This window comes from Micromonospora sp. NPDC049051 (assembly GCF_043197575.1).
Classification (GTDB): domain Bacteria; phylum Actinomycetota; class Actinomycetes; order Mycobacteriales; family Micromonosporaceae; genus Micromonospora.
The window spans coordinates 990,463-1,010,551 of sequence record NZ_JBICTL010000003.1; the positions used below are offsets into that span (position 1 = coordinate 990,463).

Consider the following 20,089-nt stretch of genomic DNA (forward strand, 5'->3'; position numbering starts at 1 on the left):
ACCGGTCACAGGCCCCGCGCGGCCAGCCAGCGCTGGACCGTGCCGGCGAGTTCCGGTCCCCGGTCGGCGACCATGCTGAAGTGGTCACCGGCCGCGTCGACCGCCTCGTGCGGGTAGGGCCAGCGCGACCGCCAGCCGTCCGGTTCGCCGTCCCACTCCCCCAGCGGCTCGCTGGCCCGTACCAGCAGGGTCGCCGCCGCCATCTCGGTCGGCTGCCAGTCCAGGAACAGGGGCAGGTAGCCCGCCCACGCCGTCGTCCGCCAGTCGTCCATCGGCGTGTACGCGGTGTCCCGGTCGATCATCCCGTCGAGCAGCTGCGGCACCCACCCGCCGAGCACCTCGCTGTTCGCCGGGTAGGTGTCCATGAGCACCACCGCGTCCGGCGAGCGGCCCTGGCGTTCCAACTCCCCGGCGAGCAGGTTGGCCACCATCGCGCCACCCGAGTGACCGGCCAGCACGAACGGGCCGGCGCCGACGGCGCGCAGCACCGTGTCGGCGTGCACCCGCAGCAACGCGTCGAGATCGGCGGGCAGCTCCTCGCCCACCCCGAACCCGGGGTTGGGCAGGGCCCAGACGTCGCGTACGCCCCGGAAGCCGGCGGCGAGTCGGGCGTACTCGTGCGCGCCGGAGAGCAGCGACATGGTGCAGCAGCACACCAGCTGCGCCCTGGCGCTCCCCTCCGCCAGCCGCAGGATGCCGGCCGGGCGGGTGAGCTGCGCCGGTTCGCTGAAGCTGGGCCGGAACTGGGCGAGCTTGACCAGGAGTTCGGCGTACCCGGCCGGGTCCTCGCGCGCCTTCGGCTGGTTGAACAACCCGCCGAGCAGACCGCCGCCGGCACTCTCCGCGGCGGGTGCCCCGGCGTCGTTCGCGCCGTCCCCGGCCGCGTCCGCGCCGAGGAGCTGACCGAGCAGGTGACGGGCCAGCGCCGTAGGGGTGGGGTGGTCGAAGAGCAGGGTCGCCGACAGCTCCGCCCCGGTCTCCTGGCGCAGCGCGTCCCGCAGTTCCAGCGCGGTCAGCGAGTCGAAGCCGAGTTCCAGGAAGTCCCGGTCGGCCTCGACGGCGTTCGGCGAGGCGTGCCCGAGCACGGTGGCCACGCGCGCCCGGACCAGGTCCAGCAGGATCCGGTGCCGGTCGCCGGCCGGCACGCCGGCCAGCCGCTCACGCAGTGCCCGGGCCGGATCGGTCGCCTCGCCGCCGGCGGCGTCCCGGTCGGCGTCGACCGTCGCCTCGGGCACGCCGCGCAGCAGCGGGCTGGGCCGTACGGCGGTGAAGGCCGGCACGAACGCGGCCCAGTCGAGGTCGGCGACCGCGAGCTGGTCGTCGCCGCGCCCCACGGCCTGCTGGAGCGCGGACACGGCCAGCTCGGCGGGGAGCGGATCGACCCCCCGACGGCGCAGCTGTGCCGGGTCGGTGACCTCCTCCGCCCAGGGCACCCAGGCGACGACGGTGGCCGGACGGCCGGCGGCGCGTCGGCCGGCGGCCAGCGCCTCCAGCCCGGCACCCGCGGCGGCGGCGACCGCCGCTCCCCCGCTGCCCCAGACGGCGGCGGTGGAGGTGAAGACGACGAACTCGTCGACCGGCCGGTCGGCGCAGGCCCGGTCGAGCAGTTCCACCGCGGCGGTACGGGCGGCCACGGCGTCGGCCAGGTCGCGCGGCTCCAGCGCCGCGACCGGGTCGCCGGCCCCGTCGGAGTCGGCGACGTGCAGGACGGTACGGACCTCGGTGCCGGCGGCGGCCAGCCGGTCCAGCGCCTCGGGCAGCCCGTCGAGGTCGTCGACGGCGGTGACGGTGACGTCCCCCCCGATCGTGTCGGCGTCCGCCACCGGGCCGACGAGGACGAGGTGCGTCGCGCCGCGCTCGGCGAGCCACCGCAGCAGGTGCGGGGTACGCACCTGCGCGGACCCGTGCACCAGGACCGCTCCCCGGGGCCGCCAGTCGACGTCGGCGGCGCCGGCCGGGGCACGCCGGAGCCGGCGTGCGTACACCCCGCCGGGGCGTACCGCCAGCTGGTCCTCGTCGCCGCCGGACGCGACGATCCGGGCGAGCGCGGCGAGCGCGGTGTCGTCCGGCTCCGCCGGCAGGTCGACCAGTCCGCCCCACAGGCGCGGCTGCTCCAGCGCCAGCACCCGGCCCAGACCCCAGAGGTACGCGCCGGCCATGCCGGGCGCGGCGTCGTGCGCGTCGACGGCCACCGCGCCCCGGGTCACGGTCCACACCGGCGCGCCGCTCCCGGCGGCGCCGAGGGCCCGTACGAGCGCGGCCGTCCCGGCCAGCACGGCCGTCCCGGTGGCCTCGACGGGCACCCCCGCCGCCAGCAGCGAGACCACGGCCGACGGGGCGCCGTCGGTCGGCAGGACCCGGGCGATCTCGTCCGGGTCGTCGCCCACGGTCACCAGCACCGGGTCCAGGCCCTCGGCGCGCAGCGCGGCCAGCACGGCCGTGGCGTCCGTGTCCGCCCCGGCCACCACCAGGCACCGGCCGGCCGGCACGGTGCCGGCGGAGGGCGGGTCGACGCGGACCCAGTCGGCGCGGTAGCGCAGCCCGTCCAGTTCCGAGCCGCGACGTCGACGGTCCCGGTAGGACGCCAGGGCGGGCAGCAGTTCGGTCAGCGCGTCCTGCCGGTCGGCGGGCAGGCCGAGCGCGGCGGCCAGCGCGTCCGGTCGCCCCTGCGCCACGGCCGCCCAGAACTCCTCGTCCTCGCCGGTCGCGGCGGGCTGGACGAGGTCCACGGTGGGCGGGTCCGGCCAGAAGCGTTCGTGGTGGAAGGCGTAGGTGGGCAGCTCGACGCGCGCGGCGTCGCTGCCGGCGAAGAGCGCCGCCCAGTCCACTCCGGCGCCGCGCAGGTCGACGGCGGCCAGCGCGGCGAGCAGCGTGGCCGGCTCCGGCTGGTCCCGGCGGCCGAGCGGCACGAAGGCCGCCGGTTCCACGTCGGGCAGGCACTCGCGGGCCAGCGCGGTCAGCGCGCCGTCGGGGCCGAGTTCCAGGAAGGTCGCCACGCCCGCAGCGGCCAGGGTGGCGACGCCGGCGTGGAAGCGGACCGTGTCGCGGACGTGCTCGACCCAGTAGCCCGGATCGGTGGCCTGGGCGACGGTGAGCGGCTCGCCGGTCCGGTCGGAGACGATCGGCACGGCCGGCGGATGCCAGGTGACCTTCTCCGCGACGACCCGGAAGTCGGCCAGCATGTCGTCCATCCGGGCGGAGTGGAAGGCGTGGCTGACCCGCAGCCGGCGGGACCGCCGGCCCTCGGCGGCCAGCCGCCGACCCGCCGCCAGCACGGCCTCCTCGTCGCCGGATAGCACCACTGACCGGGGACCGTTCACGGCAGCCAGCGACACCCGCTCGTCGAGCAGCGGCGTCACCTCGGCCTCGGACGCCCGTACCGCCAGCATCGCCCCGCCGGGCGGCAGCTGCTGCATCAGCCGGGCCCGGGCCGCCACCAGGGTCGCCGCGTCGGCCAGCGACAGCACGCCGGCGACGTGCGCCGCGGCCAGCTCGCCGACCGAGTGCCCGAGCAGGTGCTGCGGGCGCAGCCCCCAGGCGGTGACCAGCCGGTACGCGGCGACCTCGTAGGCGAACAGCGCCGGCTGGGTGAACTCGGTGCGGTCCAGCAGCTCCGCCTCGGGCGAGTCGGGCTCGGCGAAGACCACCTCCCGCAGCGGGCGGCTCAGGTGCCGGTCCAGCTCCCCGGCCACCTCGTCGAAGACGGCCGCGAACACCGGGAACCGGCGGCACAGCTCGGCGCCCATGCCGGGGCGCTGGGCGCCCTGGCCGGTGAAGAGGAACGCGACCTTGCCGGCCGGGCGGGCCACCCCGCGTACCACCCCGGAGGAGCTGCTCTCCTCGGCGACCGCGCGCAGGCCGGCCAGCAGCGCGTCGCGGTCCCCGCCGATCACCGCTGCCCGGTGCGGCAGGGCCGCGCGGGTGGTGACCAGCGAGTACGCCACGTCGGCGGGGTCCAGGTCAGGCTGGTCGGCCAGGTGCTCCAGCAACCGCCGGGCCTGCCCGGCCAACGCCGGCGCGGACCGGGCGGAGACGATCCACGGCGCCGGCGGGGCGGGCGTACCGGCCGGCCGGGCGTCGTCGGTGTCCGCTGCGGTGGCCTGCTCGATGATGACGTGCGCGTTGGTGCCGCTGATGCCGAACGCGGAGACCCCGGCCCGGCGCGGCTGACCGGTCTCCGGCCACGGCTGCGCCCCGGTCAGCAGGGACACCGCCCCGGCCGACCAGTCGACGTGCGGGGTGGGCTCGTCCACGTGCAGGGTGGGCGGCAGCACCCCGTGCCGCATGGCCAGCACCATCTTCATCACCCCGGCGACGCCCGCCGCCGCCTGGGTGTGGCCGATGTTCGACTTCACCGAGCCGAGCCACAACGGACGCTCGGCGGGCCGCTCCTTGCCGTACGTGGCCAGCAGCGCCTGCGCCTCGATCGGGTCGCCCAAGGTGGTGCCGGTGCCGTGCGCCTCCACGACGTCCACCTGGTCGGCGGTCAACCCCGCGTTGGTCAGCGCCTGCCGGATCACCCGGCGCTGGGACGGGCCGTTCGGCGCGGTCAGCCCGCTGCTCGCCCCGTCCTGGTTGACGGCGCTGCCGCGTACCACGGCGAGCACCGGGTGGCCGTTGCGGCGGGCGTCGGAGAGCCGCTCGACCAGCAGCATGCCGGCCCCCTCGGACCAGCCGGTGCCGTCGGCGGCGGCGGCGAACGACTTGCACCGGCCGTCGGTGGACAGGCCGCGCTGCCGGGAGAACTCCACGAAGACGGTCGGGGTGGCCATCACCGACACCCCGCCGACCAGCGCCATCGTGCACTCGCCCAGCCGCAGCGCCTGGCAGGCGAGGTGCAGCGCGACCAGGGACGAGCTGCACGCGGTGTCCACGGTGACCGCCGGGCCCTCCAGCCCCAGCGCGTACGAGATCCGGCCGCTGGCCACGGCGGCGGCGCTGCCGGTGCCGAGGTAACCCTCGACGCCGCCGGTCACCCCGGTGAGCAGCGCCGCGTAGTCGCCCTGGCTGCTGGTGGCCGCGTACACACCCGTGGGCGCGCCGCGCAGCGTGGTGGGGTCGATGCCGGCCCGCTCGAACGCCTCCCAGGCGGTCTCCAGCAGCAGCCGCTGCTGCGGGTCCATGGCGAGGGCCTCGCGGGGGCTGATGCCGAAGAAGGCGGGGTCGAAGTCCCCGGCGGAGTAGAGGAACCCGCCCTCCCGCACGTACGACGTGCCCCGGCTGTCGGGGTCGGGATCGGGGTCGTAGAGCGCCCCCAGGTTCCAGCCCCGGTCGTCGGGGAACGCCGACATGGCGTCGGTGCCGGCGGCCACCAGGTCCCACAGCTGCTCCGGCGACCCGACGCCGCCCGGGAACCGGCAGCTCATGCCGATGATCGCCACCGGCTCGCTGAGCGCGGCGGTGAGCTGTTGGTTCTGCTGCTTGAGCTTCTGGTTGTCGAGCAGGGACGCGCGCAGCGCGCCGACGACCTGGTCCAGGGAAACAGTCATCGGGGGCTCCTCAGGGCCAGCCGGGTCACGAGTCGGAGCCTTCCAGGGCCATCCGGACCAGGCCGGCGACGTCGAGTTCGCTGATCTGGGTCTCGGGCGCGGGCGACGTGGCCGGGGCGGCGGACGCCACGGCCGGCGTACCGGCGCTCGTGCGGGCCAGCTGGAGCAGCTGGTCGAGCAGGCCCGCCGCCCGCAGCTCGTCGAGCGGGATCGCGGCGAGGGCCCGGCGGACCGACTCCTCGTCGCCGTCGTCGCCGGCCACGCCGTCCGCGAAGAGCTCCTCGTACAGGTGGTCGGCGAGGCCGGCCGGGGTCGGGTAGTCGAAGACGACCGTGGTGGGCAGGTCGTGCCCGGTCGCCGCGGTGAGCAGGTTGCGCAGCTCCACGGCGGTGAGCGAGTCGAAGCCGAGGTCCAGGAAGCCCCGGTCGGTCTCGATCACGTCGGCGGAGGGGTGGCCGAGCACCTTGGCCGCGTCGACCCGCACCATCTCCAGCAGCGCGGCCCGCCGCTCGTCGGCGGGCAGCGCCCGCATCCCGGCGAGCAGGTCCCGGGCGACGGGCGCGGACGACGCGTCCGGCACCTCGGCGGGGGCGGCGGACAGCTCGCGTACGGCCGGCAGGTCGGCCAGCAGCGGGCTGGGCCGCAGCGAGGTGAACAGCGGCTGGAAGGTGGCCCAGTCGACGTCGGCGACGGTGACGCAGGTGTCGCCGGCGGCCAGGGCGTGCCGCAGCCCGGCCATCGCCACGCCGGGCGGCATCACCCGCAGGCCGCGGCGACGCAGCTGCTCCGCCGCCCCCTCGGTGTACATGCCCGACTCGGTCCACGGTCCCCAGGCGACGGAGGTGGCCGCCAGCCCCCGGCCACGTCGCCGCTCCGCGAGGGCGTCCAGGTAGGCGTTGCCGGCCGCGTACGCGCCCTGCCCGCCACTGCCCCACACCGCCGCGATGGACGAGAAGAGCACGAACGCGTCCAGCTCGGCGTCGTCGAGCAGTTCGTCGAGGTGTTCGGCGCCGGACAGCTTCGGAGCGATGACGTACGCCAGGTCCTCCAGGGTCGTGTCGGCCAGCGGCACCACCTCGCTGACCCCGGCGGCGTGCACCACCGCGCGCAGCGGCGGTCCCTCCCGCCGGAGGTCGGCCAGGAGTTCGGCCACCGCGCTCCGGTCGGCGGCGTCGCACCGGGCGACCCGGCAGTCCACGCCGAGGCCGGTCAGCTCGGCGAGCAGCTCGGCGGCGCCCGGGGTGTCGGTGCCCCGGCGGCTGGTCAGCACCACCCGTTCCGCGCCCTCGGCGGCCACCCAGCGGGCCACGTGCCCGCCGAGCGCGCCGGTGCCTCCGGTGATCAGCACCGTGCCCCGGGGCTGCCACGGCGTGGGCTCCCCGGCGGTGGTGGCCGGGACGAGCCGCCGTACCAGCACCCCGGACGCGCGGACGGCGAGCTGGTCCTCCACACCGCCGCCGGTGAGGATGCCGCCGAGCCGCATCGCCGTCCAGGGCTCGAGGTCGGTGGGCAGGTCGACCAGCCCGGCCCAGCGGGCGGGCTGCTCCAGCGCGGCCACCCGGCCCAGGCCCCACAGCATCGCCTGCCGGGGGTTGGCCGGGACGTCGTCGTCGCCGACGCCCACGGCGCCCTGGGTGACGCACCAGAGCCGGGCCGGCGCGTCGAGGTCGACGAGCTGCTGGAGCAGGTGCACGGTCGCGGCGAGGCCACGCGGCAGCGCCGGATGCTCGGCGTGCGGGGCGTCGTCCAGGCCCAGGAAGGAGAGGATCGACAGCGGTCCGTCGCCCGCGCCGAGCGCCTCGGTGAGCACGTCGGCGAACCCTCCGCACAGCTCGTCGGGGTCGGCGGCGGTGTCCACCGGCACGATGGTCACCTCGGTGCCCAGGGCCCAGGTGCAGGAGTGCAGGTCGGGGTCGTCGGCCCGGTCGGCGGGCAGCAGGACCAGCCAGCGGCCGGGATCCTGCTCCTGCGCGGCGTCCGCCATGGGTTCCCAGACCGCCCGGTACCGGGTGCCGTCCACCAGGGCCCGCTCCCGGCCGCGCCGGCGCCACGCCGACAGGGCGGGCAGGACGGTGCCGAACGGCTGGTCGCGGTGCACGTCGAGGTCGCGGGCCAGCGACTCGAGGTCCTCGGCCTCGACCGCCGCCCAGAAGCGGCGCTCGACCTCGGTGTCCTCGTCGGAGGCCACGAGGGTGGCCCAGGGCGGCGGCTCCGGCCAGTAGCGCTGCCGGTCGAACGTGTAGGTGGGCAGTTCGACCCGCTGGGCGCCGGTGCCGGCGTAGAGGGCCGACCAGTCCGGGGAGACGCCGTGGGTGTGCAGCGCGGCGAGCGCCCGCAGCAGGGTGGTCGGCTCGGGACGGTCCCGGCGCAGGACGGGGACCACCAGTGGGGTCCGGCCGCCGGTCGGGGCGCCCTCGGCCAGCACGGCCTGGGTGAGGGCGGTGAGCACCCCGTCCGGGCCGATCTCGACGTAGCCGGTGACGTTGCGTTCCCGCAGCGCCGCGACGGCGTCGGCGAAGCGTACGGCCTCGCGGGCGTGACGCACCCAGTACTCCGGCGTGCCGATCTCCGCCACGTCGACCGGCGCGCCGGTGACGGTGGAGATCATCGGGATGGTCGGGGCCGCGTACCGCAGCCGTCCGGCGACGGCGGCGAGGTCGTCGAGCACCGGGTCCATCAGCGGGCTGTGGAACGCGTGGCTGACCGTGAGACGCCGGATCCGGACGCCCCGGGCGGTCCACTCGGCGGCCAGCTCCTTGACGGCGTCGCCGGCCCCGGACACCACGACGGCGGCGGGACCGTTGACGGCGGCGACGGAGACCCGGTCGGCGCGGTCACCGAGCGCGGCGGTCACCTCGGCCTCGGTGGCGGCGATGGCGAGCATCGCCCCGCCGGCTGGCAGCGCCTGCATCAGCCGGCCCCGGGCGGCGACCAGCTCGGCGGCGTCGGCCAGGGAGAGCACGCCGGCGGCGTGGGCGGCGGCGAACTCGCCGATCGAGTGCCCGGCGACGGCGTCGGGGCGGACCCCCCACGCCTCGAACAGCCGGAACAGCGCCACCTCCACCGCGAACAGCGCCGGCTGGGTGAACTCGGTGCGGTCCAGCGCCCCGGCCTCGGGGGTGTCCGGCTCGGCGAAGAGCAGCGGCTTGAGCGGGCGGGGCAGGTGCGCGTCGAGGGCGGCGCAGGCCTCGTCGAGGGCGGCGGCGAAGACCGGGAACGCCTCGGCCAGCTCGCGTCCCATCCCGGCCCGCTGGGCCCCCTGGCCCGAGAAGAGGTACGCCACCTTCGGCCGGGGCGCGGCCACGCCGGTGACCAGCAGCGGCGAGTCCTCGCCGGCGCCGAGGGCGCGCAGCCCGGCGCCCAGCGCGATCCGGTCGGTGGCCAGCACGACGGCCCGGTGCTCCAGCGTGGCCCGGGAGACCGCCGACGACCAGCCGACGTCGACCGTACGCGGGGCCTCCAGCCCGGTGAGCTGCTCGGACCAGCGCTGCGCCTGGGCGCCCAGCGCGGACGCCGTACGACCCGACAGCAGCACCGGCACCACCGGCAGCCGGGCCGGGTCCCCCGTCGGCTGCTCGACCTCGGCCGGCTCCGGGGCCTGCTCCAGGATGGTGTGCGCGTTGGTGCCGCTGATCCCGAACGAGGAGACGGCGGCGCGGCGCGGATGGTCGGTGACCGGCCACGGGCGGCCCTCGCCGAGCAGCTCGACCGCGCCGACGCTCCAGTCCACCTGGTCGGTCGGCTCGTCGACGTGCAGGGTCTGCGGCAGGTAGCCGTGCCGCAGCGCCAGCACCATCTTGATGATCCCGGCGACGCCGGCGGCGGCCTGGGTGTGGCCGATGTTGGACTTGATCGAGCCGAGCCAGAGCGGCTGCTCGGCGGGCCGTTCCCGGCCGTACGTGGCGAGCAGCGCCTGGGCCTCGATCGGGTCGCCGAGCTTCGTGCCGGTGCCGTGCGCCTCGACGGCGTCCACGTCGGCCGGGGTGAGGCCGGCGTTGGCGAGCGCCTGCCGGATCACCCGCTGCTGCGACGGCCCGTTCGGGGCGGTGAGGCCGTTGGAGGCGCCGTCCTGGTTGACGGCGCTGCCGCGGATGACCGCGAGCACGGGGTGGCCGTTGCGGCGGGCGTCGGAGAGCCGCTCGACGAGCAGCAGGCCGAGGCCCTCGCCCCAGCTGGTGCCGTCGGCGGCGGAGGCGAACGCCTTGACCCGGCTGTCGGGGGCGAGCCCCCGCTGCCGGCTGAAGCCGACGAACACCCCGGGGGTGGACATGACGGTGACGCCGCCGACGAGAGCCAGCGAGCACTCCGAGCGACGCAGCGCCTGGCAGGCCCAGTGCAGCGCGACCAGCGACGACGAGCAGGCGGTGTCCACCGAGACGGCGGGGCCCTCCAGCCCGAGGGTGTACGACACCCGACCGGAGAGGACGCTGCCGGCGTTGCCGGTCATCAGGTGCCCCTCGGCGCCCTCGGCGCTGAACATCAGGTTGCGGTAGTCCTGGTAGTTGGTGCCGACGAAGACGCCGGTGGCGCTGCCGCGCAGCGTGTGCGGGTCGATGCCGGCCCGCTCGATCGCCTCCCAGGACGCCTCCAGCAGCAGCCGCTGCTGCGGGTCCATGGCCAGGGCCTCGCGGGGGCTGATGCCGAAGAAGCCGGCGTCGAAGTCGGCGGCGCCGGTGACGAAGCCGCCCTCGCGGGCGTAGCTGGTGCCCTCCTTCTCCGGGTCGGAGTCGAAGAGCCGGTCCAGGTCCCAGCCCCGGTCGGTGGGGAACTCGCCGATGGCGTCGCCGCCGGCGGCGAGGAGCTGCCACAGCTGCTCCGGGGTGTCCGCCCCGCCGGGCAGGCGGCAGCTCATCGCCACGATGGCGATCGGGTCGTCGTCCTCGGCCGCGGCGGCCGGGGCGGGGGCGGCCACGTCGGGGGCGATCCCGGTGAGCAGTTCGTCGAGGTGCGCGGCGAGCACCGTCGGGTTCGGGTAGTCGAAGGCGAGCGTCGCGGGCAGCCGCAGGTCGGTGGCGGCGGCCAGGAAGTTGCGCATGTCGACGGCCGTCAGCGAGTCCAGGCCGAGGTCGCGGAAGGGCTGGGTGGCCGGGATGTCGTCGGCGGCCCCGTAGCCGAGCGCGGTCGCCGCGCACTGCCGCACCAGCTCCAGCAGCGTCGCGGCGCGCTCCGCCGGGGCGAGCCCGGCGAGCCGCCGGGCCAGGGCCGACGGTACGTCCGTCTCCTCCTCGGCGGTCTCCTGCGGGGCGGGCTGCGTCGCCTCGTGCGCCTCGGCGAGGTCGGCGAGCAGCGGGCTGGGCCGCACCAGGGTGAACGCGGGGGCGAAGCGGGCCCAGTCGATGTCGGCGATGACGGTGGTGGTCTCGGCGCGCCGCAGCGCCCGGGCGAGGGCCTCGACGGCCAGCTCCGGGTCCATGCCGATCATGCCGCCCCGGCGCAGCCGCTCCTGGGCGCGTTCGTTGTCGGCGGGCAGGCCGGCACCGCGCCAGGCGCCCCAGGCCACCGAGAGGGCGGGCAGTCCCTCGGCCCGGCGTCGCTCGGCGAGGGCGTCGAGGAAGGCGTTGGCGGCCCCGTACGCGCCCTGCCCGGCGTTGCCGGTGGTGCCGGCGACCGAGGAGAAGAGCACGAACGCGTCCAGGTCGAGGTCCCGGGTCAGCTCGTCCAGGTGCAGCGCGGCGGCGCACTTGGGCGCGGCGACGGTGTGCAGGCGCTGCGCCGTGGCGGTGTCGACGATCCCGTCGTCGAGGACGGCGGCGGTGTGCAGCACGGCGGTCACCGGGGCGTCGCCGGGGACGGCGGCGAGCAGGTCGGCCACCTGCGCCCGGTCGGCGACGTCGCAGCGGGCCACGGTGACCCGTACGCCGAGGTCGGTCAGCTCCGCCTCCAGTTCGGCGGCCCCCGGGGCGTCCGGGCCACGCCGGCTGGCCAGCAGGACGTGCGCGGCGCCGGAGCGGGCCGCCCAGCGGGCCAGGTGCCCGCCCAGCCCGCCGGTGCCACCGGTGATCAGCACGGTGCCGCGCGTCCGCCAGGTGTCGTCCGCGTCGCCGGAGCCGGTCGGCTCGGGTTCGGTGATCCGGGCGAGCCGGCGCACGAAGACCCCGGAGTCGCGGATGGCGAGCTGGTCCTCGCCCCGGCCGGACTGGTCCGCGCCGTCGTCGTCGCCGAAGGGGTCCTCGTCGCCGCTGGCGCCGAGGGCCGCGCAGAGCAGCGCGCCGGCCTGCGCGTCGAGGACGTCCGGCAGGTCGAGCAGGCCGCCCCAGCGGGCGGGGTGTTCCAGGGCGACGGCGCGGCCGAGCCCCCAGACGGAGGCGGCGACGGGGCGCGGCGCCGGGTCGTCGGCACAGGCCGCGACGGCTCCCCGGGTGGCGCACCACAGCGGCGCCTCGACGCCGAGCAGCCCGAGCGCCTGCACCAGCAGGGCGGTGCCCGAGGCGGCCAGCGAGGTCGCGGGGTGCTCCGGGTGCGCGCGTTCGTCCAGGCCCAGCAGCGAGAGCACGGCGACGGGTCCGTCGGGGCCGACGAGCGCGGCGCCCAACTGTTCGGCCAGCGCCGCCGGGTCGTCGGTGACGTCCAGCCGCACGGGTACGACGTCCGCGCCGAAGTTGCCGAGAGCCGACAGCACGTCGATGACCAGCGGGTCGTCGCCCAACGCCGCGGGCACCGGCACCAGCCAGGTGCCGGCGAGCCAGGTCAGCGGCAGGTCGGGCACGGCCTGCCAGGTGACCCGGTAGCGCCACCGGTCGATGTCCGGCGCGGCGTCGGGCGCGGCGAGGAAGAGCGGCGGCGCGGGCCAGTACCGGTGGTGGTCGAAGGCGTACGTGGGCAGGTCGACGGTGGCCGCGGCGGGCAGGACCTTCGCCAGGTCGACGGGCAGGCCGATGGCGTGCGCGGTGGCGAGGTTGGTCAGCAGTCGGATCGCGTCGTCGTCGTCGCGGCGCAGGCTGCCCAGGGTGTGGCCGGTGACGCCGGTGTCGTCGAGGATGGCCGTGACCGGCATCGTCAGCACCGGGTGCGGGCTGATCTCGACGAACGTGGTGTGCCCGGCGGCGACCGCCACCCGCACGGCCCCGTCGAAGAGCACGGTCTGCCGCAGGTTGTCGTACCAGTAGTCCGCGCCCATGGTGAGCGGGTCGGCCCACTGTCCGGTCAGGGTGGAGACCAGGCGGGTGTGGCCGGCCTGCGGAGCGACGTCGGCGAGGTCGGCCCGCAGCTGCTCGGCGACCTCCTGCACGGCCGGCGAGTGGGACGCGTAGTCCACGGGGATCAGCCGCGCCCGGACCCCCTCGGCCTGGCAGGCGGCCACGAGGTCGGCGACGTGCTGCGGCGGGCCGGACACCACGACGGTGGACGGACCGTTGACCGCCGCGACACCGACACCCGGGAACGCCGGCAGGCGCTCGCCGACCGCGTCGGCCGACAGGTCGATCGACGCCATCGTCCCCGTACCGCGCAGCACCGCCAGGGCACGCGACCGCAGCGCCACGGTCCGCGCGGCGTCCTCGAGGCTGAGGATCCCGGCGACGCACGCCGCGCCGATCTCGCCCTGCGAGTGGCCGATCACCGCGGTCGGCACGACACCGGCGTGCTGCCAGACGGCCGCGAGGGCGATGCCGACGGCCCACAGCACGGGCTGCACGACCTCGACCCGCTCCAACCACGACTCGTCGTCCCCGGTGAGCACCGATACGAGGTCCACGTCCAGGTACGGCGCCAGGGCCCGCTGGCACTCCGCCAACTTCGCGTCGAACACCGGCGTACGGCCGACGAGCCCGGCGGCCATCCGCGCCGACTGCGCGCCCTGACCGGGGAACACGAACACCGGACCCGCGCCGGGGCTCGACGCCACACCGGTGACCACGTTTCCGGCCGGCAGGCCGGCAGCGACCGCGTCCAGCCCGGCCAGCAGTTCGGCGGTGCTCGACCCGACGACGGCGGCGCGGTGGTCGAACGTCGACCGGGTGGTCGCCAGGGACCAGCCCACCGCCGCCGCGTCGATCTCGCCGCGCCCGCGCAGGAAGGCCGCGAGCCGGGCCGCCTGGCCGGCGAGGGCGCCCTTCGACCGGGCCGACACCGGCCAGAGCAGCGCGGCGGCGGCGACCAGGCCGGGGGCGGAGCCGATCGGGCGCGCCTCGGCCGGCTCCGCCGGCTGCTCGATGATCACGTGGGCGTTGGTGCCGGAGATGCCGAACGAGGAGACGGCGCCCCGCCGTACCCGGCCCGTCTCGGGCCACGGGCGTGCCTCGGTGGCCAGTTCCACCGCGCCGGCCGTCCAGTCGATGTGCGGGGACGGCGCGTCGACGTGCAGCGTCGCCGGGACGAGGCCGTGCCGGATGGCGAGCACCAACTTGATCACGCCGGCCACGCCGGCGGCGGCCTGGGCGTGGCCGATGTTCGACTTCACCGAGCCGAGCAGCAGCGGCGGGGCGTCGCCCCGGTCCTGCCCGTACGTGGCGATGAGTGCCTGCGCCTCGATCGGGTCGCCCAGCTTGGTGCCGGTGCCGTGCGCCTCCACGACGTCGACGTCGGCGGTGGCGAGCCGGGCGGAGGCGAGGGCCTGGCTGATGACCCGCTGCTGCGCGGGCCCGTTGGGCGCGGTCAGCCCGTTCGACGCGCCGTCCTGGTTGACGGCGGTGCCGCGTACCACCGCGAGGACGTGGTGGCCGTTGCGGCGGGCGTCGGACAGCCGCTCGACCAGCAGCCAACCGACGCCCTCGGAGAACCCGGCGCCGTCGGCGCTGGCGGCGAACGACCGGCACCGCCCGTCCGTGGAGAGGGCGCGTTGCCGGCTGGATCCGATGTAGAGGCCCGGGGTGGCCATCACGGTCACCCCGCCGGCCAGCGCCAGGTCGCACTCCCCCGCCCGCAGCGCCTGCACGGCGAGGTGCAGCGCCACCAGCGACGACGAGCAGGCCGTGTCGATGGAGACGGCCGGCCCTTCGAGCCCGAGGGCGTACGACACCCGGCCCGACGCGACGGCCGCCGCGCCCCCGGTCATCGAGTGCCCCTCGTCGCCGTCGGGCGACATCATCAGCAGGGTGCCGTAGTCCTGCCCGTTGGTGCCGACGAACACCCCGGTCCGGCTGCCGCGCAGCGAGGCCGGGTCGATGCCGGCGGCCTCGACCGCCTCCCAGGACGTCTCCAGCAGCAGCCGCTGCTGGGGGTCCATGGTCAGCGCCTCGCGGGGCGAGATGCCGAAGAAGGCGGAGTCGAAGTCCCCGGCCCCGTCGACGAACCCGCCCTCCCGGGCGTACGACGTGCCCGGGTGGTCGGGGTCGGGGTGGTAGAGGCGCTCCAGGTCCCAGCCCCGGTCGTCGGGGAAGGGAGCGACGGCGTCCCGGCCCTCCCGCAACAGCTCCCACAGGTCGTCGGGGTTGCGCACCCCGCCCGGCAACCGGCAGCTCATCGCCACGATCGCCACCGGCTCCAGTTCCTGGGACTGGGCCTCGCTGAGTCGGCGGCGGGTGTCGTGGAGATCAGCCATGACCCGCTTGAGGTAATCGCGGAGCTTGTCTTCATTGGCCATCGGAGTGCCGCTTCCTCGAAAAGAGACGGGAGAGAGCTGGAGCTGAGGGGGTCAGGAGATGCCGAGGTCCTTGTCCACCATCGCGAACAGTTCGTCGTCGGTGGCGTCGTCGAGGTGCCGGCCGATGTCGGCGCCACCGCTGTCCTGGCCGAGCCGGGAGAGCATGGCCTGCAGGCGTACGGTGGCGCGCACCCGGGCCGCCTCGTCCCGTGCGACCACGTCGAGGCTGTCGGCGATCCGGTCCAGATCGTCGAGGAGCGCGTTCGGGGTGACCACGTCGTCGTGGGCGACCTCGGCGAAGAGGTACTCCGCCAGGGTCGTCGGCGTCGGGTAGTCGAAGACCAGGGTGACCGGGAGGGCCACGCCGGTGGCCGAGCCGAGTCGGTTGCGCAGCTCGACGGCGGTGACGGAGTCGAAGCCGAGCTCCCGGAACGCCCGGTGCTCGTCCACCGACTCGGCGGACGGGTAGTTGAGCACGGCGGCGACCTGGCCGCGGACCAGGCCGAGCAGCACGGCGAGCCGGTCGGCGGCGGGCAGCCCGGCGAGCCGCTCCTGCAACGAGTCCGGGCCGGCGCCGGTCTCGACGCTGGCCACCGCCTCGGCGGTGGCGAGCCGGCGGACGTCCGGCAGGTCGCTGATCAGCGGTCCGGGCCGGGTGGCGGTGAAGGCGACGGAGAACCGTTCCCAGGCGATGTCGGCGATGGTGAGGAACGCCTCGCCGTGGTCCACGGCCTGGTGCAGCGCGGTGATCGCCGCCTCGGGGGTCATCTCGGGTACGCCGTGGCGGTGCAGCAGCTCGCCGAGCGGCCCCTCGGCCATGCCGCCGCCGGCCCACGCCCCCCAGGCGATGGAGGTGGCGGTCAGGCCGAGGCCCCGCCGGTGCTGGGCGAGCGCGTCGAGGAACGCGTTGCTCGGGGCGTAGTTGCCGACGCCGGAGCTGGCCACGCTGCCCGCGAACGACGAGAACATGATGAACGCGGACAGCTCGTGGTCGAGCGTCAGCTCGTGCAGGTTGTACGCGACGTCGACCTTGGCCTGGAGCACCCGCTCGATCTGCTCCGGCCGGATGTCGTTGATCATCGCGTCGTCGAGTACGGCGGAGGCGTGCACGACCGCGGTGAGCGGGTACTCGGCGGGGATCTGGTCGATCAGCTCCGCCAGGGCGTCCCGGTCGGAGGCGTCGCACTCGACCACGGTGGCCTGGGCGCCCAGCTCGGTGAGGTCGTCGACGAGCTGCTGCGCGCCCGGCGCGGTCATGCCCCGCCGGCTGACGACGACGATGTTCTCCACGCCGCTGCGGGCCAGCCAGCGGGCGGCGTGCCCGCCGAGCGCGCCGGTGCCGCCGGTGACCAGCGCCGTGCCGTACGGCTGCCACGGGTTGGCGGGCTGGCTGTCGCCGAGCGGGACGCGGGTGAGCCGGCGGGCGAGCAGGCCACCGGGGCGTACCGCGATCTGGTCCTCCTCGCCGGCGGTGGTGAGGGCCGCGACCAGCAGGTCGGCGCAGCGGTCCTCGACGGCCTCGGGCAGGTCCACGAGGCCACCCCAGCGCTGCGGGTGCTCCAGCGCGGCGACCCGGCCGAAGCCCCAGACCAGCGACTGCACCGGGGAGCGCAGCAGGTCGGCCATGCCGACGGACGCGGCGCCGGAGGTGACGCTCCACATCGGCGCGCGCAGGCCGATGTCGCCGAGGGCCTGGAAGAGCGCGACGGTGGCGGCGAAGCCGCCGGGCACGGAGGGGTACAGCGGGTGGGCCAGCTCGTCGAAGGCGAGCAGCGAGACCACGCCCGTCACCTCGGCGGCGGTGTCGCCGCCCGACGCGGCGGCGAGCGCCTCCTGGATCAGCTTGCCGAACTGGTCGCGGTCGACGTCGGGGGTGGACACGGCCACCGGCACGAGCGTCGCGCCGGCCGCCGCGAACGCCTCGACGCAGGCGTCCTGCCAGGGCTCGATGATGTCGCCGGTCGGCATGACCACGACCCAGGTGCCGTTCATGCCCCGGTTGGCGACGCCGGTCAGCGGCTTCCAGGTGTCCTGGTAGCGCCAGCTGTCGATGTCGGCCTGCCGGCGCCGCTGCCGGCGCCAGGAGGTGAGCATCGGCAGGGCCGGCAGCAGCGCGTCGAGGACCTCGTGCGCCGGGGTGTCCTCGGTGGCGATGGTCTCGGCGAGGGCGGTGACGTCCCCGCGCTCCACGGCGGCCCAGAAGCTCGCGTCGCCGGGGTCGCCGCCCGCGCCCGCCAGCAGGCTCTCCAGGTCGGGGCCGCCGCTGCCGTCGAGCCAGAACCGCTGGTGGTCGAAGGCGTACGTGGGCAGCGGCGCGACCTCGGTCTCGGCGAGGACGTCGGCGAGGTCGACGGGCAGGCCGATGGCGTACGCGGTGGCGAGGTTGGCCAGCAGCCGCGTCGCGTCGTCGTCGCCCCGGCGCAGGCTGCCCAGGGTGTGCCCGGTGACGCCGGTGTCGTCGAGGATGGCCGTGACCGGCATCGTCAGCACCGGGTGCGGGCTGATCTCGACGAACGTGGTGTGCCCGGCGGCGACCGCCACCCGTACGGCGGCGTCGAACTGCACGGTCCGCCGCAGGTTGTCGTACCAGTAGTCCGCGGTCATCGCGGTCGGGTCGACCCAGTCACCGGTCAGCGTGGAGACCAGCCGGGTGTGGCCGGCCTGCGGGGCGACGTCGGCCAGGTCCGCGCGGAGTTGTTCGGCCACCTGCTGCACGGCCTCGGAGTGGGAGGCGTAGTCCACCGGGATGAGCCGGGCGCGCAGGCCCTCGGCCTGACAGGCGGCCACGAGGTCGGCCACGGGCTGCGGCGGGCCGGACACCACGACGGTGGACGGGCCGTTGACCGCCGCGACACCGACACCCGGGAAGGCGGGCAGGCGCTCGGCCACCGCGTCGGCCGACAGGTCCACCGACGCCATCGTCCCCGTCCCGCGCAGCACCGTCAGCGCCCGCGACCGCAACGCCACCGCCTTCGCCGCGTCGTCCAGGCTGAGGATCCCGGCGACACAGGCCGCGCCGATCTCGCCCTGCGAGTGGCCGATCACCGCGTCCGGGACGACGCCCGCCGCGCGCCACACGGCCGCCAGGGCGATGCCGACGGCCCACAGCACGGGCTGCACGACCTCGACCCGCTCCAGCCACGACTCGTCGTCCCCGGTCAACACCGACACGAGGTCCACGTCCAGGTACGGCGCCAGGGCCCGCTGGCACTCCGCCAACTTCGCGTCGAACACCGGCGTACGGCCGACGAGCCCGGCAGCCATCCGCGCCGACTGCGCACCCTGACCGGGAAACACGAAGACGGGGCCGGTGCCGGCGCTGGTGACCGTGCCGCTCACGAGGTTACCGGCCGGCTGGCCGGTGGCGAGGGCGTCCAGCCCGGCGAGGAGTTCGGCGGTGCTCGACCCGACGACGGCGGCGCGGTGGTCGAACGTCGACCGGGTGGTCGCCAGGGACCAGCCCACCGCCGCCGCGTCGATCCCGCCGCGCTCACGCAGGAAGGCCGCGAGCCGGGCCGCCTGGCCCGCGAGGGCGGACCTCGACCGGGCCGACACCGGCCAGAGGGTCACGTCCGAGGCGACCAGGCCGGGCCGGCGCGCGGGCTCGACGGCGGTGGCCCCGCCGGTCTGCTCGCCGTCGACGGTCGCCGGGTCGGCGACGCGCGGACGGTACTCCTCCAGGATCACGTGGGCGTTGGTGCCGCTGACCCCGAAGGAGGAGACGCCGCCGCGGCGGGGGCGGTCCAGCTCCGGCCACGGCTTGGACTCGGTAAGCAGGGAGACCGCTCCGGCCGACCAGTCCACGTGCGGGGAGGGCTCGTCGATGTGCAGGGTCTCCGGCATGACGCCGTTGCGCAGCGCCATCACCATCTTGACCAGCCCGGCGACGCCGGCGGCGCTCTGGGTGTGGCCGATGTTCGACTTCACCGAGCCCAGCCACAGCGGCCGGTCGGCCGGCCGGTCCTGCCCGTACGTGGCGATGAGCGCCTGCGCCTCGATGGGGTCGCCGAGGGTGGTGCCGGTGCCGTGCGCCTCGACCATGTCGACGTCGGCGGTGCCGAGCCGGGCGTTGGCGAGGGCCTGGCGGATGACGCGCTGCTGGGAGGGGCCGTTCGGGGCGGTGAGCCCGTTGGACGCGCCGTCCTGGTTGAGGGCGCTGCCCCGGATCACGGCGAGGATCGGGTGGCCGTTGCGTTCGGCGTCGGCCAGCCGCTCCACGACGAGCACGCCGCCGCCCTCGCCCCAGCCGGTGCCGTCCGCGCCGGCCGCGAAGGCCCTGCACCGGCCGTCGACGGACATGCCGCGCTGCCGGGAGAAGACGACGAACACGCCGGGGGTGACCATCACGGTGACGCCGCCGGCGATGGCCAGATCGCACTCGCCGCGGCGCAGCGCGTTCACGGCGAGGTGCAGGGCCACCAGCGAGGAGGAGCAGGCGGTGTCGACGCTGACGGCGGGACCGTTGAGGCCGAGGGTGAACGAGATCCGGCCCGACGCGACGCTCGTGGTGTTGCCGGTGCCGATGTACATGTCGACGCCCTCGGGCACGTTCGGCAGACCCATGCCGTAGTTCGAGGTGCTCAGCCCGACGAAGACACCCGTGGAGCTGCCGCGCAGCGACAGCGGGTCGATGCCGGCCCGCTCGATGGCCTCCCAGGACGTCTCCAGCAGCAGCCGCTGCTGCGGGTCCATGGCGAGGGCCTCACGCGGCGAGATCCCGAACAGGGACGGGTCGAAGTCACCGGCGGCGTCGAGGAACCCGCCGATGCGCGTGTAGCTCTTGCCCGGCTTGTTCGGGTCCGGGTCGTAGAGCGCCTCCAGGTCCCAACCCCGGTCGTCCGGAAACTCGGTGAGCGCGTCCCGGCCGTCGGCGACAAGCTCCCACAGGTCCTCCGGCGACCGCACGCCACCCGGAAAGCGGCAGCTCATCGAGACGATGGCCAGGGGCTCCTGGTCGCGCGCCTCGACAGTCTGCAGCTTGCGCTTGGTGTCGTGCAGGTCGGCGGTCACCCGCTTCAGGAAGTACCGCAGCTTGTCGTCGCTCATCGGGTGGCCCCTGCCTCGATCCGAAGGTTGGTCA

Annotated in this window: 3 protein-coding genes; all 3 read right to left on the reverse strand. The window is 75.9% G+C overall.

Annotated elements, in window-relative coordinates; genetic code table 11:
- Positions 1 to 5: 5 nt before the first annotated feature.
- Positions 6 to 5,444: a type I polyketide synthase gene (locus tag ACGFIR_RS16585; RefSeq protein WP_393145842.1), complete on the reverse strand. Its 5,439-nt coding sequence runs from the start codon at positions 5,442 to 5,444 to the stop codon at positions 6 to 8.
- Positions 5,445 to 5,514: 70 nt separating this feature from the next.
- The gene (locus ACGFIR_RS16590; protein WP_393003738.1) at positions 5,515 to 15,009 is read right to left on the reverse strand and encodes a type I polyketide synthase; all 9,495 of its coding nucleotides are present in this window, start codon (positions 15,007 to 15,009) and stop codon (positions 5,515 to 5,517) included.
- A gap of 51 nt (positions 15,010 to 15,060) precedes the next feature.
- Positions 15,061 to 20,019 carry a type I polyketide synthase gene (locus ACGFIR_RS16595; protein WP_393145844.1) on the reverse strand — a complete coding sequence of 1,653 codons (4,959 nt, stop codon included), beginning with the start codon at positions 20,017 to 20,019 and terminating at the stop codon, positions 15,061 to 15,063.
- Positions 20,020 to 20,089: the final 70 nt, after the last annotated feature.